The 24,319-nt window shown below is 67.1% G+C and carries 21 protein-coding genes and 1 pseudogene; 8 read left to right on the plus strand and 14 right to left on the minus strand.

The window, feature by feature from the left end:
* Window positions 1-54: 54 nt before the first annotated feature.
* From mnhG to AC6CIE_RS07240, 6 genes are read right to left on the minus strand one after another with little or no spacing between them, the layout of a single operon-like run.
* Window positions 55-396 (minus strand): monovalent cation/H(+) antiporter subunit G, encoded by a 342-nt coding sequence (gene mnhG / locus AC6CIE_RS07215; protein ID WP_175121727.1) that lies wholly within the window; start codon window positions 394-396, stop codon window positions 55-57.
* The gene (locus AC6CIE_RS07220; RefSeq protein ID WP_056317324.1) at window positions 393-674 is read right to left on the minus strand and encodes a K+/H+ antiporter subunit F; all 282 of its coding nucleotides are present in this window, start codon (window positions 672-674) and stop codon (window positions 393-395) included. The genes mnhG and AC6CIE_RS07220 overlap by 4 nt, the downstream gene beginning before the upstream one ends.
* A complete protein-coding gene (locus tag AC6CIE_RS07225; protein WP_175121728.1) occupies window positions 671-1,153 on the minus strand; it encodes a Na+/H+ antiporter subunit E in 483 nt (160 codons plus the stop codon). The genes AC6CIE_RS07220 and AC6CIE_RS07225 overlap by 4 nt, the downstream gene beginning before the upstream one ends.
* The gene (locus AC6CIE_RS07230; RefSeq protein WP_498091805.1) at window positions 1,153-2,784 is read right to left on the minus strand and encodes a monovalent cation/H+ antiporter subunit D; all 1,632 of its coding nucleotides are present in this window, start codon (window positions 2,782-2,784) and stop codon (window positions 1,153-1,155) included. Before AC6CIE_RS07230 ends, AC6CIE_RS07225 begins: the two co-directional genes overlap by 1 nt.
* Complete coding sequence (locus tag AC6CIE_RS07235) at window positions 2,781-3,125, minus strand: Na+/H+ antiporter subunit C (RefSeq protein ID WP_175121730.1); 345 nt, start codon at window positions 3,123-3,125, stop codon at window positions 2,781-2,783. The genes AC6CIE_RS07230 and AC6CIE_RS07235 overlap by 4 nt, the downstream gene beginning before the upstream one ends.
* Window positions 3,125-6,040, minus strand: a complete 2,916-nt coding sequence (locus AC6CIE_RS07240; protein WP_175136642.1) for a monovalent cation/H+ antiporter subunit A — start codon at window positions 6,038-6,040, stop codon at window positions 3,125-3,127. Before AC6CIE_RS07240 ends, AC6CIE_RS07235 begins: the two co-directional genes overlap by 1 nt.
* Window positions 6,041-6,595: 555 nt before the next feature.
* Between AC6CIE_RS07240 and AC6CIE_RS07245 the strand changes: the two genes are divergently transcribed.
* Window positions 6,596-7,582: a Bug family tripartite tricarboxylate transporter substrate binding protein gene (locus AC6CIE_RS07245; RefSeq protein WP_498091807.1), complete on the plus strand. Its 987-nt coding sequence runs from the start codon at window positions 6,596-6,598 to the stop codon at window positions 7,580-7,582.
* A gap of 420 nt (window positions 7,583-8,002) precedes the next feature.
* On the plus strand, window positions 8,003-8,995 hold the full coding sequence (locus AC6CIE_RS07250; protein WP_498091809.1) for a hypothetical protein: 993 nt from the start codon (window positions 8,003-8,005) through the stop codon (window positions 8,993-8,995).
* Here the strand turns inward: AC6CIE_RS07250 and AC6CIE_RS07255 are convergent.
* The 4 genes from AC6CIE_RS07255 to AC6CIE_RS07270 form a co-directional block, all read right to left on the minus strand.
* Window positions 8,925-9,788: a DMT family transporter gene (locus AC6CIE_RS07255; RefSeq protein ID WP_498091811.1), complete on the minus strand. Its 864-nt coding sequence runs from the start codon at window positions 9,786-9,788 to the stop codon at window positions 8,925-8,927. The genes AC6CIE_RS07250 and AC6CIE_RS07255 overlap by 71 nt on opposite strands.
* Window positions 9,789-10,226: 438 nt before the next feature.
* On the minus strand, window positions 10,227-12,902 hold the full coding sequence (locus tag AC6CIE_RS07260; RefSeq protein ID WP_498091812.1) for an AAA family ATPase: 2,676 nt from the start codon (window positions 12,900-12,902) through the stop codon (window positions 10,227-10,229).
* Window positions 12,899-14,026 (minus strand): metallophosphoesterase family protein, encoded by a 1,128-nt coding sequence (locus AC6CIE_RS07265; protein ID WP_498091814.1) that lies wholly within the window; start codon window positions 14,024-14,026, stop codon window positions 12,899-12,901. The genes AC6CIE_RS07260 and AC6CIE_RS07265 overlap by 4 nt, the downstream gene beginning before the upstream one ends.
* Window positions 14,027-14,249: 223 nt before the next feature.
* Window positions 14,250-15,551, minus strand: coding sequence for a D-amino acid dehydrogenase (locus AC6CIE_RS07270; RefSeq protein ID WP_498091816.1), 1,302 nt, complete (start codon window positions 15,549-15,551; stop codon window positions 14,250-14,252).
* A 135-nt stretch (window positions 15,552-15,686) separates the two neighbouring features.
* Between AC6CIE_RS07270 and AC6CIE_RS07275 the strand changes: the two genes are divergently transcribed.
* The 4 genes and pseudogenes from AC6CIE_RS07275 (at window position 15,687) to AC6CIE_RS07290 (ending at window position 18,026) form a co-directional block, all read left to right on the plus strand.
* Window positions 15,687-16,154: an Lrp/AsnC ligand binding domain-containing protein gene (locus AC6CIE_RS07275; RefSeq protein ID WP_175121736.1), complete on the plus strand. Its 468-nt coding sequence runs from the start codon at window positions 15,687-15,689 to the stop codon at window positions 16,152-16,154.
* Between the two features lie 159 nt (window positions 16,155-16,313).
* Window positions 16,314-16,902 (plus strand): annotated as a pseudogene (locus AC6CIE_RS07280) (DUF502 domain-containing protein); the annotation flags it as partial.
* 256 nt (window positions 16,903-17,158) lie between these two features.
* A complete protein-coding gene (locus tag AC6CIE_RS07285) occupies window positions 17,159-17,416 on the plus strand; it encodes an RNA-binding S4 domain-containing protein (protein ID WP_175121737.1) in 258 nt (85 codons plus the stop codon).
* Between the two features lie 34 nt (window positions 17,417-17,450).
* Complete coding sequence (locus AC6CIE_RS07290) at window positions 17,451-18,026, plus strand: restriction endonuclease (RefSeq protein ID WP_175121738.1); 576 nt, start codon at window positions 17,451-17,453, stop codon at window positions 18,024-18,026.
* A gap of 14 nt (window positions 18,027-18,040) precedes the next feature.
* On the opposite strand, the gene AC6CIE_RS07295 is transcribed toward AC6CIE_RS07290, so the two are convergent.
* Entirely contained in the window at window positions 18,041-18,481 is a 441-nt protein-coding gene (locus tag AC6CIE_RS07295; protein ID WP_239214526.1) for a nuclear transport factor 2 family protein, read from the minus strand.
* 160 nt (window positions 18,482-18,641) lie between these two features.
* Here AC6CIE_RS07295 and AC6CIE_RS07300 point away from each other — a divergent pair, with 160 nt between their 5' ends.
* A complete protein-coding gene (locus tag AC6CIE_RS07300; protein ID WP_498091818.1) occupies window positions 18,642-19,061 on the plus strand; it encodes a DUF2784 domain-containing protein in 420 nt (139 codons plus the stop codon).
* A gap of 34 nt (window positions 19,062-19,095) precedes the next feature.
* On the opposite strand, the gene AC6CIE_RS07305 is transcribed toward AC6CIE_RS07300, so the two are convergent.
* The 3 genes from AC6CIE_RS07305 to AC6CIE_RS07315 form a co-directional block, all read right to left on the minus strand.
* Window positions 19,096-20,223, minus strand: a complete 1,128-nt coding sequence (locus AC6CIE_RS07305; RefSeq protein WP_498091820.1) for an acyl-CoA dehydrogenase family protein — start codon at window positions 20,221-20,223, stop codon at window positions 19,096-19,098.
* 180 nt (window positions 20,224-20,403) lie between these two features.
* The gene (locus AC6CIE_RS07310; RefSeq protein WP_175136652.1) at window positions 20,404-22,224 is read right to left on the minus strand and encodes a glycoside hydrolase family 15 protein; all 1,821 of its coding nucleotides are present in this window, start codon (window positions 22,222-22,224) and stop codon (window positions 20,404-20,406) included.
* 7 nt (window positions 22,225-22,231) lie between these two features.
* Window positions 22,232-23,053, minus strand: coding sequence for an SDR family oxidoreductase (locus AC6CIE_RS07315; RefSeq protein ID WP_498091821.1), 822 nt, complete (start codon window positions 23,051-23,053; stop codon window positions 22,232-22,234).
* A 272-nt stretch (window positions 23,054-23,325) separates the two neighbouring features.
* On the opposite strand from AC6CIE_RS07315, the gene AC6CIE_RS07320 reads away from it, so the two are divergent.
* Complete coding sequence (locus AC6CIE_RS07320) at window positions 23,326-24,222, plus strand: NAD(P)/FAD-dependent oxidoreductase (RefSeq protein ID WP_452000186.1); 897 nt, start codon at window positions 23,326-23,328, stop codon at window positions 24,220-24,222.
* Window positions 24,223-24,319 lie beyond the last annotated feature (97 nt).

Consider the following 24,319-nt stretch of genomic DNA (forward strand, 5'->3'; position numbering starts at 1 on the left):
GACGTGAATTCGTAAGGTTACGTTTCAACGTCAGCAAACAGGGACGGCCCGAAATCAGCGCGCGTCTTTGTCCGCTTCCGCCTTGGTGAGGCGGTTGCGGTACGTGGCTGCGCGCATCAGCAACATGGCCGTGACAGGCGACGAAACAATCAGCAGCAGCGTGATGATGACCTCGTGAAACACCGGGCGCGCAGACAGCGCCGAGAACACCAGGATGGAAGACGCCAGCACGCAGGCGCAGCCCATCGTGTTGCCCAGCGTGGGGGCATGGATGCGCGACTGGAAGGTGCGGAAACGCAGCAACCCGGCCGAGCCGGTCACGGCCAGCAGTCCGCCCAGCACCAGCAGAATGGTGGCGGGGATACCGGCCCACAGGGGGATATCGACTTCCATCATGGCTCGATGACCTCACCGCGCAACAGAAAGCGCGCCATGGCGGTAGAGCCCACAAAGCCGAACAGCGCGATCAGCAGCGCGATGTCGAAGTACACCGACGTGCCGGACCGGATACCGAACACCAGCATCGTCAGCATGCCGTTGATGTACAGCGTATCCAGGGCCAGGACGCGGTCCTGGGCGGTGGGGCCGCGCAAGAGGCGGATGGTGGCGAACACCATGCCCAGCGCAAAGCAGAGCAAGGCAAAGGATGCCGCCCAATACAGTACGGAATTCATTCGAACATCTCCATCAACGGGCGCTCGTAGCGCTGCTGCACCAGTTCGATCCACTCGTCTTCGTTTTGCAGATCGAGCACATGCAGTTTCAGCGCGTGGTCTTCAGTCAGGCTCACCCAGACCGTGCCGGGCGTGTAGGTGACGATGCAGGCCAGCATCGCCAGACCATGCGGGTCGCGCATGGTGAGCGGGATCAGGATGAATCCCGGCGAGAACTCATTGCGGCGCGGATTGAGGATCAGCCGCGCGACCGCGATGTTGGACTTGATGATGTCCCACGTCACGTGCAGGAAAAGCGGGATCACCTTCCACAGGTGGCGCGGCCGTGCATGCAGCGGGCGCAGGCGCGAGGCGGCCCACGTGAACCACAGCGCCAGCGCGATACCCAGGGCGATCTGCCCCGGCGACACGCTTTCATTGAGGAGCAGCCACAGTGCAAACAGCAACGTGGGCAGGATCAGGAAGTAAAGGCGGCGCATCAGCTTCCTCCCCTGACGCCGCGCACGGTCTGCGCGGACATGACGGCGTCGATATACGACGCGGGCTGGTCGAGCGAACGGGCGGCGTCGTCCAGGTAGGCCGACACGGGACCCGCGCCGGCGGCCAGGCCCACGCACAGCAACACCAGCACGGCGACCGGGCCTGCCTCGATCACGCGCAGGCGCGGCGTGCTGCGGTCGTCGCTGGCCCAGAAGATACGGATGCCGGTGCGGCCCAGGCCGATCAGGCCCGCCAGGCCCGACACCAGCACGGCGGCCACGAGCAGCCAGGCGTCCATCGGCGGCGCCGACTCGGTGGCGGCCGACACCGCTGCCGACAACAGCGAGAACTTGGCGACAAAGCCGGACAGTGGCGGCAGGCCGGTCACCAGCAACGCGCAGGAAATGAAGGCCAGGCCCAGGAACGCCATTGCCGCGGGAATCGCCACGCCGACGACATCGTCGGAACGGTTCACAGAGGTTGGGTCGTCCAGGTCGAAGGCATCGAGCGTGACCGCCAGCACGTTCGCGCCGAAGCTGCGGGTGCGTTCGATCAGTTCGGCCAGCAGGAAGAACGCGCCCGTGGTCAGCACCGAGCTGATCAGGTAGAAGAGCGCGGGACCCGTGAGCGTCACGCCCGGCATGCCCAACGCGGTCAGCAACGTGCCGGCCGACACGATGACGCAGTAGCCGACCATTTTTTCCAGCTGCTGGGTCGCCAGCAGGCCCAGGGCGCCAAACAGCAGCGTGGCCAGTCCGGCGGCAAACATCCAGTCCAGGCTGAAGGCGGCGGGCGCGCCGGTCGGCAGCAGCAGCGAGCCGATGCGCAACAGCGCGTAGATGCCGACCTTGGTCATGATGGAGAACATGGCCGCGATCGGTGCACCGGCCGAACCATACCCTTTGACCAGCCAGAAGTTGAGCGGCCAGGCCCCTGCCTTGACCAGGAAGGCCACGCCGAGGATGGCGGCGCCAGCCTCGAACAGCATGCGTTCGGCGCCTGCCAGATTGCCTGCGCGCAGGGCCAGGTCCGCCATGTTGAGCGTGCCCGTCACGCCGTAGATCAGCGCAATGCTGATCAGCAGCAGGAACGAGGCCACCAGGTTCACGGCGATGTACTGAAGGCCCGCGCTAACGCGCGCCACGCCGGACCCGTGCAGCAGCAGGCCGTAGGACGCCGCCAGCAGCACTTCGAAGAACACGAACAGGTTGAACAGGTCGCCGGTCAGGAAGGCCCCATTCAGGCCCATCAGCAGGAACTGGAACAGCGAATGGAAATGCACGCCGGCGCGGTCCCAGCGGGCCAGCGCGTAGACCAGCGTGGCCAGACCGAGTACGGCCGTCAGCGTCAGCATGACGGCGGCCAGGCGGTCGACGACCAGTACGATGCCGAACGGCGCGGGCCAGTCGCCCACCAGGTAGGCCCCTACCCCGTTTTCCCAGACGCCGGGCACGCCCCCGCCGGCCACGACCAGCAAGGCGATCGCGGCCGCCAACTGGGCAAGCGTCGACAGAAGCGCGACCCCGCCACGCGCGTAGCGGCTGGTGTCGGCGAACAGCAGCATCGCTGCGCCCGCGACCAGCGGAATGATGATGGGCAGGACAGGAAGGTGTTGAAGCCAGAAACTCAAGATTGGGACTCCCGTCCATCAACGTGGTCGGTACCCGTGAGGCCCCGCGAGGCGAGCAGCACAACCAGGAACAACGCGGTGGTGGCAAAGCCGATGACGATGGCGGTCAGCACCAGCGCCTGCGGCAGCGGATCCGCATACCACGAAGGATCATGCGCCATGGAAGGATCCACCACCGGCGGCCTGCCGGACGTGAGCCGACCCATGCCGAAGATGAAGAGGTTCACCGCGTAGGAGACCAGCGACAGGCCCATGATGAACTGGAACGTCCGGGGCCGCAGCAGCAGCCACACGCCCGAGCCCGCCAGCACGCCGATTGCGGCAGCGTATATCAATTCCATCAGGCTTCTCCTGTTTGAACGGCGGCCGCCTGGAGCTCGGCGGCGGCCTTGCGTTGCGCGCGCAGCGATTGGTGGGCAAGCGCCACCAGCACCAGCACGGTGGATCCGACGACCAGCATGTAGACGCCCAGATCAAAAAGCAGCACGCTGGACACGTGGACGTGACCAATCAGCGGCAGCGCGACGTCCCAGGCCAGCGCGGCAAGGAACGGCTTGTAGGCCAGCCATGCGCTCACGGCGGCAATGCCGGCGGACAGCAGCCCGATGCCGATCCAGTTCTGGGGATTCAGGCGGCTGCGGGATTCGACCCAATACACCCCGCCCACCATGTATTGCAGGATGACGGAGGTGGCGAAGATGAGGCCGCCCACGAAACCGCCGCCGGGCTGGTTGTGGCCGCGCAAGAGGAAATACACGGAGATCAGCGCGGCGATCGGCAGCAGCAGGCGCACCAGCACCGCGGGCACCATCATCGAGCCTGCGGGCACCGGAGACTTGATGTCGGGCGCGTCCGGGATGCCGCCGTCCTGATCCATCTGCTGGCGCGGAATGTCCGCGCTCTCGGCGGCTGGACGGAAGCGGCGCAACAGCGCGTAGACGGTCAGCGCCACGATGCCCAGCACCGTGATTTCGCCGAACGTATCGAAGCCGCGGAAGTCCACGAGGATAACATTGACGACGTTGGTGCCGCCGCCGTCAGGCAGCGCGCGATCCACGAAATAGGACGAAATGGGATTGGTCTGCGGCCGCGCCAGCACCGAATAGGCCAGCGCGGACATGCCCGTGCCGGCGGCGACTGCCAGCAGCAGATCGCGCAGACGGCGGCCGCGTGCCTGCAGCGTGGCTTTCAGGCTTTCCTCGTCGTCCTGCACGATGCGGCGAGGCAGCCAGCGCAGGCCCAGCAACAACAGCACCAGCGTCACGACCTCGACAGACAGCTGCGTCAGCGCCAGATCGGGCGCGGAGAACCAGACGAAGGTCAGGCAGGTGATCAGCCCTGCCCCGCCCGCCAGCGCCAGGGAGGCCAAGCGGTGGTACTTGGCCTGGAACGCGGCGGCCAGGGCGCAGGTGCCGCCCACGATCCACAGCAAGGCGAAAACCGGATCGACCGGCGTCAGGCGCACGGCGCCGTCCAGCCAGCCGCCGGCGCGCAGCGGCAGCCACGCGACGAACAGCGTGCCCACCAGGATCAGCACCATCTGGACCTGCAGGCGCGTGGACGACACCCAGCGCAGCAGCCATGCGGCGGCGACGCTGGAGCCATCGAGCAGCGCTTCGAAGGTGCGGCGGCCGTCAAGGCGGTAGATGAACGGCACCCGGCCCGGATTGGCGCGCTGATGCGCGCGCAGGGCCAGGTACAGCAGCACGCCTGCGGTAGTGGCGACCAGGCTCATCGCCAGCGGAAGATTGAAACCGTGCCAGACGGCCAGGCTGTAGTCGGGCATGTTCTCGCCCAGGATGCTCTGCGCCGCAGTGGCCAGGAACGGGCCGACGGTCAGGCTGGGAACGATGCCCACCAACAGGCACATCATGACAAGCAATGCGCTGGGCAACAGCATCCAGCGCGGCGGCTCGTGGGGCTCGCGCGGCAGGTCGGTGGCCGGGGGGCCGAAGAACACCTGCAGGATGAAACGCAGCGAATAGGCGACGCTGAATGCGCCGGCGATCGTGGCGAGCAGCGGCAGGCCAAGCTGGACGTAGCGGTCGGCACTGACGAAGGTGGTTTCCGCAAAGAACATTTCCTTGGACAGGAAACCGTTCAGCAGCGGCACGCCCGCCATCGAAGCCGCGGCCACCATCGCCAGCGTGGCCGTGATGGGCATTGCCTTATACAGGCCGGACAGCCGGCCCAGGTCGCGCGTGCCGGTTTCGTGGTCGACCACGCCCGCCGCCATGAAGAGCGACGCCTTGAACGTGGCGTGGTTGATCATGTGGAAGATGGCGGCCACCAGCGCCAACGTGCTGTTCAGACCCAGCAGCAGCGTGATGAGGCCCAGATGGCTGATCGTGGAATACGCCAGCACGCCCTTCATGTCCTGCTGGAAGATGGCCGCGTAGGCGCCCAGCACCAGGGTGATGAGACCCAGCCCGCCGATGATCCAGAACCACTCGTCGGTGCCAGACAGCACGGGCCAGAAGCGCGCCAGCAGGAAAACGCCTGCTTTGACCATCGTGGCCGAGTGCAGATAGGCGGACACCGGCGTGGGCGCGGCCATGGCGTTGGGCAGCCAGAAATGGAACGGGAATTGCGCGCTCTTGGTCAGCGCGCCCAGCGCCACCAGCACCAGGACGGCCGGATACCAGGGGTCGGCGCGGACCAGGTCGCCCGACGCCAGGACGCGGTCCATGTCATAGCTGCCGACGATATGGCCCAGGATCAGCACGCCGGCCAGCAGACAGAGACCGCCCGCCCCGGTGACCGTCAGCGCCATGCGCGCGCCCCGGCGCGCGTCCAGACGGTGGTGCCAGTAGGCGATCAGCATGAACGACGCCAGGCTGGTCATTTCCCAGAATAGAACCAGCTGGATCAGGTTGCCCGAGAGCACCACGCCGAGCATGGCGCCCATGAAGGCCTGGAAGAAGGAAAAGAAGCGCGGGACCGGGTCTTCCGGCGACATGTAATAGCGCGCGTACAACACGACCAGCGCGCCCATGCCGGAGACGATCAGCGCAAAGAGCCACGCGTAGCCGTCCATGCGCAGGGTGAATTGCAGACCCAGGGCGGGCGCCCAAGGCATGTCGGCCCGTATGACGCCGCCGTTGGCGACGTCCGGATAGAGCGTCGCGATCAGAACCACGCACGCGAGGGCGATGAGGCCAGCCAACCACGCCTCGGCGTTGCGGGCGTTGGAAGGCAGCAGCGCGGCGCACAGGCTGCCGGCGAACGGCAGAGCGAGGATCAGGATCAGCGACATGGCGTTCCGAAAATGTCCGGGCCCCCTCCCGCCAGCGCAGGGCAGCGAGAGACGAAACAGACCGGGGATTGAAAAACGGACGGAACCCTTGGCCCGGTGCGTCGCTGCACTACACGTTGCCCCGAGGGGTCATCAACCAACGCCAATTGAACGGCGCAGACAGAAACAAACGCAATAGCTTTCTTGCAAGACCGGGCAAGAATCTCAGCCGAAAAATATCAGATTCTTGTAAGTTATGCAGGGATTTATGTACGTACCCAGCTAATGACAGCAAGATGACTGCGCAGCGATTGCGCATCGAAAGCTTCTCAATTTGTGTTCAACTGCCTGTCAGACTGACTTTTTCCTGTAACTTCTGTCATCTCCGCGCTTTTTAGGAACACGTTAGAAATTTTGCGATTTCTCATGACAGGGACAATCCCGAGTTGACCATGGGGACATACCTGTGTGGAATGCGGCCACGAGGCGTTGGCTTGCGACACCCCGGCAATGCGCGCCTCACCGAAGCTGGCCCGGCAAGATGGCCGGCTCGGAACAACAATATGGAGAAGACTCTTGAACGTGTTGTCACATGCCAAGGCCGTCCTGGCCGCCGCCATCGCTGGCGCCTGCCTGACCTCCGCTGCCCAGGCCGCAGATCCCTACCCCAATAAACCCATCCGCCTGATCGTCCCGTTTGCCGCCGGCGGCACCACCGATATCGTGGCGCGCGTCGTGGCCGAGGGCCTGGGCCGTGAACTCGGCCAGCCCGTGGTCGTGGAAAACCGCGCCGGCGGCGGCGGCTCCATCGGCGCCGACGCCCTGGTGCGCTCTGCCAACGACGGTTACACGCTGGGCGTGGCCACGGTCAGCACCATGGCCACCAATCCGGCCACGAACTCCAAGAACCCGTACAACCCGCTCAAGGACTTCACGCCCATCACCAACATGGTGAACGTGCCCAACGTCATGACGGTCAACCCGAGCGTGCCCGCCAAGACCCTGGCCGAATTCATCACCCTGCTCAAGAACAACCCCGGCAAGTACAGCTATGCGTCGTCGGGCGCGGGCGGCATCAGCCACCTGGACGGCGAGCTGTTCAAGTCGCTGACCAAGACCGACATGGTTCACGTTCCTTACCGCGGATCGGGTCCGGCGCTGAACGACGTGATCGCCGGCCAGGTGAACGTCCAGTTCGACAACCTGCCCTCCTCCATGCCGCACATCCAGGCGGGCAAGCTGCGCGCGCTGGCCGTGGCGGCGCCCAAGCGCCTGCCCGCCCTGCCGGACGTGCCGACGTTCGCCGAGGGTGGCCTGCCCGACATGGACAACATGGCCTGGTACGGCCTGGTGGCGCCCGCCGGCACGCCGCAAGCCGTGGTCGACCGCGTGCACGCCGCGGCGGTCAAGGCCTTGAAGGATCCGAAGATCGCCCAGCGCCTGGCCGACGGCGGATCGATCGTGGACGGCAACACGCCGGCCGAGTACGCCGCACAGATCAAGCGCGAACTTGAACTGCGCCAGCGCATCGCCAAGGACCGCAACATCGTCCTGACGAACTGATCGCAACCTGACGAGCGGGGCGCGGGCCGGCGGTTTGCGGTTGGCGCCCCGCTTTGCATTCGTCCCCGCTTGACGGCAATTGCCCCGGTGGTAGCATCTGCCCCGTGCAATCCGATATATCTTCCCTTCCCTGCGTCACCTGCGCTCTCTGCGCCCTGCGCTCAACGCTGTTGAGTTCGCAGGAGGTCGCCGCGCGTTCCGCTTACGCGCGGTCCAAGCCCGGCTAATCGCCCGCCTCTCCCCATTCTGATTTTTGCTCCGGCCCGTTGCCGGCTGCCTGCGCACATCCGCGCGTCCTGCAGCCTGAAACCGGCCGGCGGGCGCACTGCCGCGTGGCGGGCGCTCGTCCCCATTTCGCCGCTCGCACGCCCTTTCCGGCTTGCGCGGCCGCCACGCACCGCACCTTTTCGATTCAGCGCCATGCAACTCACCAAAAAATTCGTCAAAGCCAAGAACCCGTGCGCGGGCGGCTACAAATGGTTCCTGCGCGACCACAACGGACAGGGGGACTATCAGGCTGTGCTCGATGCCCTGGTCGCCGACGGCCGCGTCGGCGACGCCTGCTGGCTGCTGGACCAGTTTGGTCCGACCGACGCCGTGTTGCGGCTGGATACGCTGGATGCCACCGCCATCGTGTTTGCCGGGACGCTTGAAGTCCGCATGGGGATCAATGTGGACACGGTGGTGCGCGCGGGACGCAGCCTCATCACGGGCGGCGGCATTCGCGCCGGCGAGTCGATCGTGGCGGGTGAAAACATCACCGCCGGCGGCAACATCGCCAGCGGCGGGAACCTGCGCGCCGGCGGCGACGTGGCGGCTGACTGGGGAATCGAGATTGCGACGCACCTGGATTGCGGCGGCAATGTGCGCGCCAAGTGGGACATCTGCGCCGGACAGGACCTGGCCGTGACCGGCCACCTGCATGCCGGCCAGGACATCAACACGCAAGGCGCCATCAAGTGCGGTCAAGGCATCAAGGCAGGCGGCGGCGTGACCGCGGAGCAGGAAATCAATGCCGGTTGCGGCATTCAGGCGGGCGGATCCATTCAGTCGGGCGAACACCTCGCCTGCGGGTGGGGCTTGATCGCCGGCGAGGACATCCGCGCCGAGGGCGCGATCCGCGCGGGCGAAGGCGCGCAGGCGGCCGGCGTCATCGAGGCGGGCGCGGGACACGGCGTCTACGCCGGACTGAGCGTGCGGCTGGACGCGTGGGATCTGTGTGCGCGGGTGGTCGCCCAATCCCGCCCGGCACAGTTGGTCAGCGGGCATTGGGCGGGACCGGACGGCGCGACGAGCGCCGGCTCCACGCCCCCTGACCCGCCGTGGAACGGGTGGATGGATGTCAGGGCGTCGCGGGATGGCGTAACACCAGCATCAACCCTGTCAGGATCGCGGCCATGCCAGCCAGGCTGAGCGCCGGCAAGCGATTGCCCAGAATCAGGTAGTCCAGCGCCGCTGTGCCCACCGGCACCAGATAGAACAGGCTGGTCACGTTGACGAGGTTGCCCGCCTGGATCATGCGGTAGAACAGCAGCGTGGCGCCGACTGAAATCACGAGGCCCATCCAGATCAACGGCACGATGAAGCCGACGCTCCAGTCGGCGTGCAGCGGCTGGAATGGTGCGAACAGCAGGCAGAGCACCAGACTGATCGCGTACTGCAACGGCATCACGTCCATCGGCGGTTGCTGGACGCGCTTTTGCAGCAAGGCGCCGCCCGTCATGCTGGCCAGCGCCGCGCAGGCGTACGCGATGCCCGCGACGGACAAACGCGTCAGCGCGATGCTCTGATAGACGACCAGCACCAGCCCCGCGAGCGCCAGGCAGAGTCCCGCCAGACGCGCCGGCGCAAAGCGGCGCTCCGTCAGCGCCAGCGTCAGGATGGGCTGCGCGCCCAGCAATGTCGCCAGCACGCCAGGCGTCACGCCGTGGTCCAGCGCCAGCAGATAGCAGATGGAATAGCTGCCGATCAGCAGCGCGCCTGTCGCGGCGACCTGCATGCGGGTGCCGGTCTGCGGCAACCAACGTCCCCGCCTCGCGCAGATCAGCAGCAGCACCGCCAGCGCAAGCAGGAAGCGGAACAAAAGAAAGCCGAAGGCGGAGGCATGCGACAGCCCCCACTTGGCAAAGATCGCGCCGCCGCTCCACAGCAGCACGAACAAGGTGGTGGACGCGTGGGCAGTCCACGCGCGTCGGATGTTGGACATGAGGTATCACCTGTCTGAATGGGGTGCAGACTCCCGCCCGGGGCGCGATAACGCGCGCCCATGTGCGCGCGCGGCGGGCGACGTCAATGCGTCATGCTCGCGGGGCGGCGCTGGAGTTCAGGCGGGAGACGGAAATGCGGCGGGTCAGCCTAGGACGGCTGACACAGGCGGATGCGCGCCCGACACGACGCCGCGAGGCGGCGATGCGGGCGGCGGCGCCGCGTTCTTGACAGGAGACACCGCCGGCGGAGCGCCGGCGGAGAAGGACGCCGATACACGCGCGCACGCGAGACCCGCGCGGACGGCGCGGGCAAGCATGGCGAAAGGCGTGTAAGCAGGCATCCGCGCAGACTACCGGCGCCGGGCCGCAGCGTCAAGCATCGGCGGTTGTGGCCGCGCTGCTTCCCGGCACCGAGGCGCCGGAACCGGGCCGGTGCGCTAACCAATCCTGCGCTGCTCCACCCCCATGTCGCGCCATGCCTCGCCGTGGCACGTAAACATCAGGATCTGATGGCGGGTCGCGGCGTCGAACAGCGCGCGCTTCATGAAGTCGCGCCGGGCGTCGTCGGTGTGGACCAGCGCGTCGTCAAGCAGCAGCAAGGTGGGCCGGCCGGCCTCTTGCAGCAGATCGGCGTAGGCGAACCGCGCCAGGATGCCGAGCTGTTCCCGCGTACCGAAGCTGAGGGCGTCCAGCGCGTCTTCGCCATCGCCCCGGCGCAGCGCCGTGGGCAGCAGCGCATCGTCCAGGCGCAGCGCGGCGTCGGGAAAGAGCAGCGCCAGATAGTGGTTGAGCCGGCGGGCGAGCGGCGCTTGCAGGCGTTGCGTGGCGACGGCGCGTTTGTCGGCCAACAGCTTTTGCAGCAGGTCCAGCGCGGCGGCGCGCCGTGCGAATTCGTCGCGGCGCCGTTGCAGACGCTCGCAGGCTGCCTGCGCTTCGGACATGCGTTCGCCCAGGCCTTGCGCACCGGCCTGGTCCAGCTTGCCCTGCAATTGCAGGATGTCGCCGTGCCGCTTGTGCTGGGCGTCACGTTCGATGGCGGCGGATTTTTCAAACCGCTGCACGTCCTGTTCCGCGAGTTCGGGCCGGTGTTCAGCCAGCGAGGCCCGAGCCTCGCGTACGCGCAGTTCGAGCTGGTCGTGGGCGCTGCGAACTTCGGCAAGGCGGCCGGCGCGGGCGTGGCGTTGCGCCGTGCGTTCGTCGGATTGCAGTTCTGCGCTCCGGGCGGCAGCCTGCCCTTCCAGCAACTGCGCACGGGCTGTGTCGGCGTCCAGCGCGCGCTGCGCATCAGCGACTGCCTTTTCCGCCTGCGCCGCAACGGCTTCGGCCTCGCGCAGGGCCTGCACGGCGTCGGGCAGATCGTCATCGCTTGTGTCGGGAACGATGCCGGCATCTGCGTCACCAACCCGAATGCCGTCTTCGGTTTCCTGCACAGGCGGCAGCTTGGACAGCCTTTCCTGCAACTGCGCCAGCCGCGCCAGAGCCTCGTCGCGCTGGGTGCGCAGCGCATCCACGCCGCGGGGCGCATGAATGCTCAGCGTCTTGCGCATGCCTTCGAGTTCGCGCTGCAGCGCGTTGTAGCGCGCGTGCCGCTGTTCGGCATCGGCCAGGGTGTCGACCCCCGCCCGCTTGAGCAACGCGGCGCTTGCCGACTCCGCGCGCGCCAGTTCGCGCTGCAAGGCCGGCAGGTCTTGTCCGCCCGGCTCGATTTGCAGGCGCCCCACACCGGGCAGATCGAGTTCGGCCGCGGCCGTAAGCAGGACTTCGCCCGCGCCGCTGACGGCCTTGCCGTCCAGCAGCGCCTGCGCGCCGGCATCGAGCCGGTACCGCAAGCGCGTCGCGACCGCTTGCTGCTGCAACTGCAGATTTCCAAGTTCGCGGCCGGCCTTGCGCAGCGCCTCGATTTCAGCATCGGATATTTCGAGTTGGACCGCTTCTGTGCGCAATGCCGAACCTTGCTGGATCAGGTGGGTGGCTGCGACCAGGGCGCCGTCCAGGCGTTCGATTTCGGGGGTGAGCTGCGCAAGCTGCCGGTCCAGGTCGCGGCGGTCCGCCAGCGCCTGAAGCCGCGCTACGCGCCGGCGCGCGGCCTCGACTGCGGCGGCATGCGATTGCCGCTGCTGCAACGCGCGCGCCAGCGGTTCCTGCATCGCCTGCACATGGGCGTGCGCCGCGCGCGCATCCCGAAGCAGCGCCTGGTAATCGGCTTCGTCCTGTTGATCGCGGCGGACCTGATCCTGCAGCAATGCAAGGGTCTGGGCGGCCTGCGCCTGTTCGCGTTGCAGTCCGTCGAAGGCTTCACGCTCCTTGGCCAGTGCGGCAAGGCGCGCGCGGGCCTGGACAGCCTTGGCCTCGAAATCCTTCCAGGGTTGCGCGGCCTGGGCGCGTTCATGTTCGCGCCGCAGTTCGGCCAGGCGATCGACGTCGGCGTTGAGCTGGGCCATGGCCTGCCCGCATTCGTCGCGTTCGGACAAGGCGCGCGCGAGCGCGTCTTCGGCGTCCTTGTAGCTGCCCTTGGGACGGCCGTTGCGGGCGTCCAGCAGCGCGGCGCGCTCGGCCGACACGCGCTCGAACAGCCGGTCGCCGTCTCCGGAGGCCAGCTCGCCGGAGAGCTGCGTCAGCGCATCGCGCAGATGCGAGCCCGCAAAGCCGGCGGCTTCGTGCAGGTTCTGGCCGTCGCCTTGGCGGATCCATAGCAGGCCCGGTACGCCAGCCAGGTCAGGTTTGCTTTGGCCGCGCCCGGGCATTTCAAACCCCAGCAAACCGGCCAGCGCGTTTTCGGCTTCTTCGCCGTCCAGCCGCTGCGCGCCGTCGTCCACCACGAGCTCGCAGCGGGCCTTGGACAGGAACTGCTTTTTCAGGACGTAGGCGTGATCCGCGTGCGTGAAGGCCACTTCAACGCTGGGGCGCGCGCCGGATTCGCCGCGCGGCGCCAGGTCTGCGACCTTGCTGGTGCTGTAGCGTTCAAGGAAGGCGGCTCGGATGGCGGCCGCGACCGTGCTTTTGCCGGCCTCGTTGGGGCCGACAAAGAGGTTCAGGCCGTCTTGCAGTCCGTCCAGCGACAGCGGCTGGCGGAACTTGCGGAATTCTTCGAGGGCGATGCGGGAGATCTTCATTTGGCGGCTCCCGGCGTGGCGGTTTCGCGCTGGAACCGCAGCAGCAGGCGCAAGGCCTCGCTGGCCACGGCGGACTGGTCTTCGTCCGCCTGCAACGCCTGCAGTTGTGCGGCGACCTCGCCCACGTAGCCGCTGGCGCGCAATTCGGCCAGGTCAGCTTCGTCGGGTTCCAGGCGCACGCCGGACAAGTCCGGCAGCAAGGCCCGCACCTGCGCGGCGGCCTCGGCCACTGCCTTTTGCAGCGCATCCCAGGTTTCGAGGTTGACGTGCCCCTGCACGTCCAGGCGCAGCACGTCGTCTGACCGCAACGCCGCCATGCGTTCGGCCAGCGCCTGGGCATCGGTGGGCAGGCTAAGAGTTTCGGTCCAGGCGGACCAGCGGTACTTGCCGGTTGCAATGCGTTCGACCACGGGTGCGGCGCCCGGCGCGTCGATGCGCACGTCCAGGACATAACCGGGCTCGTTGCCGCGAAAGCGGTCCTGTTCCGGCGTGCCGGCATACCAGGTGCGTGTGTCAATGGACAGACAGCCGTGCCAATCGCCCAGCGCCAGATAGTCAAGACTGGCGCGGTCCGCGCGGTCGGGCGCAATGGGATTGGTGGCGTCGATCGTGTCGGGCAGGCGGCCGGCAACGCTGCCATGGGCGAGGCCCACGCGTATGCGCCCGGGCGGCGTTTCGAGCGTGTCGAAAGCCTGGGTGACGTCGTCGTAGGTGTGGCGTTGCGTAAGCGGCGCGGCAAGCACAGCGAGGTTGGCGTCCGGCAGGTCCACCACGCCGGTGGCAAGCGGCACATGCACGTTGGCCGGAATGCAGCCCAGATGCATGGCGCGGCTCCAGACGCTGTCGGCAAGGGCCGCGTCGTGGTTGCCGGCGATCATTACCCAAGGCCCCGTGTAGCCGGCCATGGCGGCAAAGAGGCGGCGGATGCTGCGATCGGACACGGCCTGCGTGTCGAAGACGTCTCCGGCGACCAGCACGGCATCCACGCGGCGCTCGGCGGCCAGCGTGGCGATGCGCGCGACGACCTCGAAACGGGCCTCGGCGAGCATGGCGGCATCGTCGGTTTCAAACTGGCCGTATTGGCGGCCGATCTGCCAGTCGGCAGTGTGCAGGAAATGGGTCATGCGGCGATTTTGGCATAAAGCAACGAGCCGTTTCGCGCACAGCGTGCGCAATTCAGCGCACTCAAGAACATCGCGGGCCGCATGGAAGCGGCCCGGCGGGTGTGCGTCCTACTGGCCGTGCAAGCGCCAGATCAGGCGCAGGCCGGTGAGACGCAGTTCAGACGCGATTCGAGGCGCGGATCACGCAACCCAAGCACGCCTCGAGGTGCAGCTTAAGTCCTGCTCAAGCGCCCTTGCCGTCCAGCACCAGTTGCTGGCGGGACGCCGCGCTGCGATCGTAGCGCGACAACCCGAGCCCGTCGGTGCTGATGGCGGGGCGCTGGCCCATGACGAGATCTGCGACCAGCTTGCCGGAACCGCAAGCCATGGTCCAGCCCAGCGTGCCGTGGCCGGTGTTCAGGTAGAGGTTGCTGTAGCGGGTGGCGCCGACGACCGGCGTGCTGTCCGGCGTCATGGGACGCAGGCCGGTCCAGAACTCGGCCTGGGCCACGTGGCCGCTGCCGGGGAACAGATCGTTGACCACCAGTTCCAGCGTCTTGCGGCGGGCGTCCTTCAGGCGCAGGTCGAAGCCGGACAATTCGGCCATGCCGCCCACGCGGATCCGCTGGTCAAAGCGCGTGACGGCGACCTTGTAGGTTTCGTCCAGCACCGTCGACACCGGCGCGGCGGCCTCGTCCTTCATGGGAATGGTCAGGGAGTAGCCCTTGACCGGATACACCGGCAGGTCCAGGCCGAGGGGCTCGAGAAAACCGCGGGTGTAGCTGCCGAAGGCGGCCACATAGCGGTCGGCCGTGAGGACTTCGTTGCCGACGCGCACGCCGGTGATCTGGCCGCCGGCGGTGTTCAGGCCCGTGACGCTTTGGCCAAAACGGAATTCAACGCCCAGTGCGGCCGCCATGTCGGCCAGGCGGCGGGTGAAAAGCTGGCAGTCGCCGGTTTCATCATTGGGCAGGCGCAGGCCGCCGGTGAGCTTGTGCGCGGAGTTGGCGAGCGCGGGCTCGGCCGTGACGAGACGGTGGCGGTCCAGCAATTCGTAGGGAACGCCCACCTCTTCGAGCACGGCGATGTCGCGGCGCGCGGCTTCCATCTGGGCTTCGGTGCGGAACAGCTGGAGCGTGCCGCGCGCGCGCTCTTCGTAGTGGATGCCGGTGGCGGCGCGCAGTTCACGCAGGCAGTCGCGGCTGTACTCGGACAGGCGCAGCATGCGTTCCTTGTTGACGGCGTAGCGGTCGGCCGAGCAGTTGGCCAGCATGGCGGCCATCCATTTGAGCTGGAACAGGCTGCCGTCCAGGCGGATCGCCAGCGGCGCATGTTTCTTGAAGAGCCATTTGATCGCCTTGAGCGGAATGCCGGGCGCGGCCCAGGGCGTGGAATAGCCCGGCGACACCTGTCCGGCATTGGCGTAGCTGGTCTCCTGCGCCGCGGCCGGCTGGCGGTCCAGTACGGTCACTTTGGCGCCCTGCCGGGCCAGGTAATAGGCGGTGGTGGTGCCGATGACGCCGCTGCCGAGGACGATCACATGCATGATTCTTTCCGGTATTTGGATTTGTCTGGGAATTTCGGTAGTCTATGACCCCTTCAGCAGTGAAAAACACTGAAGATTTTCCTAGGGCAGTGGTTTTTCTCGGGCCAACCTTGTTTTTCGACCGGCGTTAGTGAAATGCGCGACCTCGACCGAATTGACCTCAAAATCCTCGACATCCTTCAGCGCGAAGGCCGGATTTCGGTCACGGAATTGGCCGAGCGCGTGAGCCTGTCGGCCACCCCCTGCTCCGACCGCGTCAAGCGCATGGAGCGCGAAGGCGTCATCACGGGTTACCATGCGCGCGTCAACCCGGCGGCGCTCGGCAAGAATCTGCTTGTCTTCCTGGAGATCAAGCTGTCGGCCAAGTCGGGCGACGTCTTCGACAAGGTCAAGCAGGAACTGCTGTACGTGCCCGAGGTCATGGAATGCCACCTGGTGTCGGGCGAATTCGACTACCTGGTCAAGGCGCGCCTGTCTGAAATGAATGAATACCGCCGTCTTCTGGGCGAAATCCTGAAGCGGCTGCCCGCGTCCGCCGAGTCTCACAGCTACATCGTGATGGAGGAGATCAAGGAGACGCTCTTCCTGCCGGTGGACCGCTAGGGCCTGTTCACACTAAAAGAAGGGATGCGCCGCGCCCGGCCAGGGGCGCCCGGCTAGGGGCGCCCGCCTTGTTACCGATAATTCCTGCGGCGGCTGCTATGCTGCGGCCCTCCCCGGCGAGCCGATGCGCTCGTCCGACCCTAATTTTTGCTCTTGCCCATGACCCGTCTTTATAAATACTTCTTCCGCGGCCTGATCACCGTCCTGCCGCTGGCGCTGACGATCTACCTGCTGTACCTCTTTCTGGCCTGGACGGAAGGCGTGGCGCTGACGTTCCTGCGCCCGTTCATCGGCGGCTTCTATGTGCCGGGCATGGGCCTGGCGCTGGGCATCCTGGGGATTCTGGCCATCGGCTACCTGGTGTCCAAGCAGCGCGTGCAGCGTTTCCTGACGCTGGTCGAGATGCCCTTCACCAATTTGCCGGTGGTCAAGAGCATCTATTCGTCGCTCAAGAGCTTTGCGGATTACTTCTCCCCCAGTTCCAAGAACACGGCCCAGCAGGTCGTTGTCCTGCGCATCCCGGGCCAGCAGCTTGAGCTGGTGGGTCTGGTGACGCGCCGCGGCACCGATGGCCTGCCCGAGGGATTCACCCAGGGCGATCGTGTCGCCGTCTACCTGCCGATGGGCTACATGATTGGCGGCTATACCGTGTTCGTGCCGCAGGAATGGGTGCAGCCCATCCAGATGTCGGTCGAGGAAGCCATGCGCTCGTCGCTGATCGCCTGGATGGCGCGGGCAGAAACCGGCGGCATCCGCCCCGTGCCGACGGCCAGCCCGGACGCGGCCGCGGATAAGCCGGTGGCTCATCCGGTGTCTCAGCCGGCCGCCCAGCCCGGGGGCCAAACCGCCGGCTCGTCCGTTTCCCCGTCCGTCGCCCCGGCCGTCTCCCCGTCCGTCGCGCCGCCCGCAGACCAGCCCGCCGCTACCGGAAACCCGGCCAACCCGGCCAATCCGCGCACCCCCGGCAACGGCCCCGCCTGACCTCGATTTACCGAAGCACTTCCATGTCCATCATCGAATTCACGCTTGCCGAAGGCAGCCCCTACATTGAAATCAATCAGCTGCTGAAGGCGACCGGCGTCGTCGACAGCGGCGGCGCCGGCAAAATGCTGGTGGCCGACGGCCAGGTCAGCGTCGGCGGCGTAGTCGAAACGCGCAAGACGGCCAAGATCCGCGATGGTCAGATCGTCACCTGCGGCGGCGTGCGCATCGTGGTCCGCGCCTTTGCCGGCGGCCACGACGACAACGGCGACAGCGCCTGACTTCCCTGTTGATCCCACCACGCCGCGAGCTGCCATGAAATTCAAGATGTCCCAGAACTCCATCTTTGCCGTGCTGCTGCGCTCGCCGTGGTGGATGAGCGCCGGCGTGGCCGTGCTGCTGAGCGCGGGCGGCTTTGCCGCGCTGCCGCTGGAGTATGCCGCGATGGGCGTCTTTGCCGCGGTGCCGTTTGCCGTGATTTCGATCATGGCCGCCTACAAGCAGCTGCGCGCGCCGTCCGGCGCCCGCGTGCAGGCGGTGACCGAAACCGTTGCCGCCATGTCGTGGGCAGACTTTTCAAAGACCGTCGAAGCCGGTTTCCGCCGCGACGGCTGTGAGGTCGAGCGCCTGCAGGCGCCCGGCGCCGATTTCGCGCTGAGCAAGGACGGCCACGTGGCCATCGTCAGCGCCAAGCGTTGGAAAGCCGCCAGAAACGGCGTGGAACCGCTGCGCGAACTGCAGGCCGTGCGCGAAAAGCGCGGCGCCCGCGAAGCCATCTACATCGCGCTGGGCGACGTGTCCGACAACGCCTTGCAATACGCCAAGGCGCAGGGCGTCTCCCTGATGACCGCGCCGGAACTGACCAAGCTGCTGCGCGACCTGAAGGTCTGATAGCCCCTGCGGTTTCAGACCACCATCACCGAACTGGCCGCGATGACGCGCCACGCCCCTGCCGTGGCACCAGGCGTCGCGCGGGCCGCCTCACCTGCCCCCTCACCCGCCGCAGCGCCCGCCCCCGAATCCGGCGCCCAGGTTCGCATGAACCGGAACGTGCCGTTGGCCGGCACGCCGTTGTAGCTGCCCGCGATGCGGGCCAGCACCGACACCACCGCGCAATCCGCGCGCGGCAGGATGCACTGTTCGGACAGGTCCAGCGCGTGGATCTTCAGCAATCCGCCGCGGTGCGCATCCAGGTCATCCTCGCGCGTGACGGTCCAGCCCATGTGATTGACGAACAGCAGGTCCGGATGCAGCAGCGCTTCCAGCGCGGCGATGTCCGAGGACAGCATGGCCTGGCGCAGCCGTTCCTCGGCGTCCTGTATGGCGGCGGTGATCGAAGCGTGCATGGCGTGGGTTCCGGGAGTATCTTGGATTGAACACGCCCGCATTCTATTCGGTCACGAGGCGTCTTGCCTTGTTGCCAATGCCGCGCACGCCACGTGCGGGCATACGCTTTAATGCACCTCCCGCCGGTTTGCGGCGCCCCGCCATTTACCCATTTCAAAGATGACCTATCGCATCCTTGCCGACCTCGTGCTGGTCATACATGGCCTGTTTGTCGCGTTCGTGGTGTTCGGCGGCCTGCTGGCGCTGTGGAAACCGCGCATGGCGTTCTGGCACCTGCCGGCGCTGGCGTGGGGTGCGATGGTGATCGGCATGGGCTGGATCTGTCCGCTGACGCCGCTGGAAGTGTCGCTGCGCGAACGCGCGGGGCAGGAAGGCTACGCGGGCGGCTTCATCGAGCACTACGTGCTGGGCATCATCTACCCCGAGGGCATCACGCGGGCGACGCAGATGCTGCTGGCGGCGGTGCTGATCGTGGGCAACATCGTCGTCTATGCCGTGTGGGCGCGCCGCCGGGCCGATGTGCGCCGCGCGGCTGCGGCGACTGCCCAAGCGCGGCAGTCCGTACAGGGCCGCTCCTGAACAACGCGAACCGCCCCACCCCTGCCCCGCGCCGCTACAGGCTGCGCGCGATCACCAGGCGCTGGATGTCGCTGGTGCCCTCGTAGATCTGGCAGACGCGCACATCGCGATAAATGCGCTCGACCGGAAAATCCTTCAGGTAGCCATAACCGCCCAGCGTCTGAATCGCCGCCGAGCAGACCTTTTCAGCCATCTCGGACGCGAACAGCTTGGCCATGGACGCCTCGGTCAATGCCGGCCTGCCCGCTTCGCGCAAGGCCGCGGCGTGCAGCACCATCTGGCGGGCCGCGTGGATCTGCGTCGCCATGTCCGCCAGGCGAAACGACACGGCCTGGTGTTCGATGATGGGTTTGCCGAAGGCTAGTCGATCGCGGGCGTAGTCGCGCGCGCATTCGAAGGCCGCCCGCGCCATGCCCACCGACTGCGACGCAATGCCGATGCGCCCGCCTTCCAGGTTGGACAAGGCGATCTTGTAGCCCTCGCCTTCTTCGCCCAGGCGCCACGCCACCGGGATGCGCATGTCTTCAAATGCGATCTGGCAGGTGTCGGACGCGTGCTGGCCAAGCTTGTCTTCCACGCGCAGCACCTTGTAGCCCGGCGTATCGGTGGGGACGATGAACGCCGAGATGCCGCGCTTGCCCGCGTCGGGGTCGGTGACCGCGAACACGATGACCGTCTGCCCGTTGCGCCCGGACGTGATGAACTGCTTGGCGCCATTGAGGATGTAGTGGTCGCCGTCGCGCCGCGCGCGGGTATGCAGGCTGCTGGCGTCGGAGCCGGCCTGCGGTTCGGTCAGCGCGAATGCGCCGATGTGTTCGCCACGCGCCAAGGGCCGCAGGAACTGCGCCTTCTGGTCGTCGTTGCCGAACTTCAGGATGGGCATGCAGCCGACCGAGTTGTGCACGCTCATGATGGTGGAGCAGGCGCCGCTGCCCGCGGCGATTTCTTCCAGCGCCACCGCGTACGAGATATAGCCGCTGTCGTTGCCATCCCACGCTTCCGGCACCAGCATGCCGAAAAAGCCCAGCTGCGCCATTTCGGCGATGGCGTCGGCGGGATAGTGGTGTTCGCGATCCCAGCGTTCGGCATTGGGCGCCAGGCGCTCCTGCGCAAACCGGCGCGCCATCTCCTGGACGCTTTGCTGTTCGTCGGTCAAAAGCATGCTTGTCTCTCCTGATGCGGCGGGCCGTCGATCGAGCCGCTGCGCGCGTTCTTTGTGGTGTGCATGACCGGCGCCGGGCGGGCGGCGCCGTGTGATTGCGAGAATACACCGGCGCGGGCCCCGGCCGGCGCGCGTTGTGCAACGCCCGCTGTGCGCCCTTTAAGCCCGCGCGGCCCGTCCCTACGCCCGGGGCGCGTCCTGTTCCGCACGCTGCTGCGCCGGTCCCATGGCGCGGCTCAGGTTGTAGGCCGTGTTCACCAGGCCGATATGCGAAAAACCCTGCGGAAAGTTGCCCACCAGGCGGCGGCGCACGACGTCGTACTCTTCCGACAGCAGCCCCAGGTCGTTGCGCAGGGACAGCAGACGGTCGAAAAGCCGCTCCGCATCGCCCAGCCGGCCCTGCATGACGTAGGCGTCCGCCAGCCAGAAACTGCACGCCAGGAAGACGCCCTCCTCGCCCTCCAGCCCGTCGTCGGTATCCTCGACCGAATAGCGGCGCAGCAGACCGCCGTGCATGAGTTCGCGTTCGATCGCGTGCACGGTGCCCGCCACGCGCGGATCGCTTGCCGGCAGAAAGCCCACCTGCGGGATCAGCAGCAGGCTCGCGTCCAGCGCCGGCGATCCGTAACTCTGCACGAAGCAGCCGCGGGTGCGATCGTAGCCATGCTCGCAGATGTCCTTGTGGATGCGTTCGCGCAGCCGGCGCCAGGCATCGACCGGCCCCTTCAGGCCCCAGCGCTCGCAGGCCTTGACCGCCCGGTCGAACGCCACCCAGCACATCACGCGCGAATGCGTGAAGGCGCGCCGTTCGCCCCGGACTTCCCAGATCCCGTGGTCCAGTTCGCGCCAGCGCTGCTCCAGCGGCTTGAGCAGCACGTTCTGCAGGCGCCAGGCTTCGGCCAGCGGCGCCAGGTCCGCGACGCGGGCGGCGTAGAGCGTATCAATGAGTTCGCCGTAGATGTCGAGCTGGCTCTGCCCCGCCGCGCCATTGCCCCGGCGCACCGGCTGGCTGCCTTCGTAGCCGGGCAGCCACGGAATCTCCAGCTCGGGCAGCCAGCGATCGCCCGCGATGCCATACATGATCTGCAGCTGGTCGGGATGACCGGCCACCGCGCGCAGCAGCCATTGGCGCCACGCCTCGGCCTCTTCGCGATAGCCGGCGTTGAGCAAGGCGTACAGCGTCAGCGCCGAGTCGCGCAGCCAGCAATGGCGGTAGTCCCAATTGCGGCTGCCGCCCAGCGCTTCTGGCAGCGACGTGGTGGGCGCCGCGATGATCCCGCCCGTCGGCTGAAACGTCAGCAGCTTCAGCGTGATCAGCGAACGCACCACGGCGTCACGACGCCCGTCGCCCGGTCCGTCCCAATGGCAGCGTTTGGCCCATTCCTGCCACCACGACACGGTGCGGTCCATGCTTTCGACGCGGTCCGGCACGAACCGGGGCGTACGGTGCGAGCGGTGATAGGACAGCGTGAACGGCACGACGCGGCCAGGATGCAGCGAGAAACGCGCCGTGGTTTTCATGTCGTGGCCTTCGAGCTCGATGGGCGTATGCAGCTCGACCGCGTCCGGGCCCGCGATGGCGTTCAGGCCATAATCGCGCCGCCGCACCCACGGCACGCTCTGGCCGTAGTTGAAGCGCAGGATCAGCTCCATGTCCATCTGCACATGGCCGGATTCGCCGCGCACGATGCGCACCACGTCCACGCGCTCGTCGTCATCGCTGAGCGGCATGAAGTCGTACACCAGCACCGAGCCCGTACGGGTCTCGAAGCGTGTCTCCAGCACCGCCGTGTCGGGCACATAGCGGCGGGACGTCGACTTGATCTTGCCGTGCGGCGCGATCAGCCAGCGCCCGTGCCGCTGGTCGCCCAGCAAGGCGGCAAAGCACGCGGGCGAATCGAAATGCGGCAAGCACAGCCAGTCGATCGAGCCGTCGCGCGCCACCAGCGCGGCGGACAGCATGTTGCCGATGAGTCCGTAGTCTTCCAGGGGTTTGGACATGCGCGCCTCAGCCCGCGCCGCGGAATTCGGGGTATAGCGTCATGCCGCCGTCCACGAAGAGCGTGGTGCCGGTGACGTAGTCGGACGCATCGCTGGCCAGCCACACGGCCGCCTGTGCGATGTCCTCGGGCTCGCCGATCCGGCCGTAGGGGATGAGTTCCAGCAGCTTGGCCAGCGCCTGCGGGGTGTCCCACGCTGGCTGGTTGATCGCGGTGCGGATGGCGCCGGGCGCAATGGAGTTGACCCGGATGCGGTCGGGCGCCAGCTCCTGCGCCAGGGATTTCATCAGCAGCGAAATGCCGCCCTTGGACGCGGCGTAGTTCACCTGGAACGCCCAGGGGATCACTTCGTGCACCGAGCTGATGAAGAGGATGTTGCCCACCGAGCGGTTCTGGCAGGAGGGATCGGGCGGCTGCGTCTTGAAGGCTCGGGCCGCCGCACGGGCGCACAGGAAGTGGCCGGTCAGGTTCACGTCGATCACGCGCTGCCAGTCTGCGAGCGTCATGTCGGCAATCGGCGACGGATGCTCAACCCCCGCGTTGTTGACCAGGATGTCCACCCGTCCGAAGTGCTGCACGGCCTGCTCGAACAGATGGTCAACGTCGGCCTCGCGGCTGATGTCTGCCGCGGCTGCGACCGCCGTCCCGCCGGTACGCTGGATCGATTCCACCACCGCCGCGCCGCGGGCTTGGGAGTCTCCGCCCGCCCGGTGGTTCACCACCACTCGCGCTCCCGCTTCGGCAAGGCCTATTGCGATGGCGCGCCCAATGCCTGAAGACGCGCCTGTCACCACGGCCACGCGGCCGTTCAGGTCAGTCGTGTGCTGCATGCCAGTCTCCTTGGCGGCCGGCGTGTGGCCGGGCTGCCGGTATAGAGGGTTTCAGGGTAGTCCCGCCCGGGGGGCCGGCGCAACCCGGCGGCGGGAGGATGCCGCTACGCGCAGGGTTTTCGCTGGACCGCCCCATGCGGCGGGGCGCTCTGCTGCAAGCGGCATTCCTGCCCGCGATCACGCAATACGCAACAACATAGGTTGCATAAGATCGCATGCGCTTCTATCATGCAACTTATCAAGTATCGTAACCACCGCGTGAGGGTCTCACCATGCACTACGACGTCATCATCATCGGCGGCAGCTTTGCCGGCCTGTCCGCTGCCATGCAACTGGCGCGCGCCCGCCGGCGGGTGTTGCTGGTCGACGCGGCCAAACCCCGCAACCGCTATGCCGCGCACGCGCACGGTTTTCTTGGGCAGGACGGCGTGCCGCCGCACGAGATCGTAGCCACCGCCCGCGCGCAACTTGCCCGCTATCCGACCGTTGCCTTCCTGGACGGCGAGGCGGTCCAGGCCCAGCCGCAAGATGGCGGATTCGGCATCGTCATGGCGGACGGCAAGCAGGTACGCGGCGCGCGCCTGATCCTGGCCACCGGCATGCGCGACGAATTGCCGCCGCTGCCTGGACTTGAGGAACGCTGGGGGCAGACGGTGCTGCACTGCCCGTACTGCCATGGCTACGAAGTCGCAGGCAATCCGCTGGGCGTGCTGGCCGCGCATCCGATGTCCGCCCATCAGGCGATGATGCTGCCCGACTGGGGGCCGACCACGTATTTCACGCAGGATCAATTCGAACCTTCGCCAGAAGACGCGCAGCATCTCGCCGCGCGTGGCGTCCACATCGAGCGCACGCCGGTAGTCGCGCTGCTGGGCGCAGCGCCCGCCCTGGACGGCGTTGTGCTGGCCGATGGACGCGAGGTGCCGCTGCGCGCGCTGTTCGTCGCCAGCCGCGCACACATGGCCAGTCCGCTTGCGGATCAGCTGGGATGCGCGTTCGACGAAGGGCCGCTGGGACCCGTGATCCGCGTGGACGATCTGAAGCAGACCACGGTGCCCGGCGTGTACGCCGCCGGCGACGCGTCCACACCGATGTCCAACGCCACGCTGGCCAGCGCCTCCGGCGTCATGGCCGGCGTCTGCGCGCACCGGTCGCTGGTCATGGCGTAAGCAGTCTTTGGCCTGAACCCCAGGCCGTGCATAATGGCGGGATTGGCGGCCCGGCCTCCGGCATGGAGCACGGGCCGCAAGTTCATCCGACAACGAA

The organism is Achromobacter sp. GQ309, assembly GCF_059759315.1.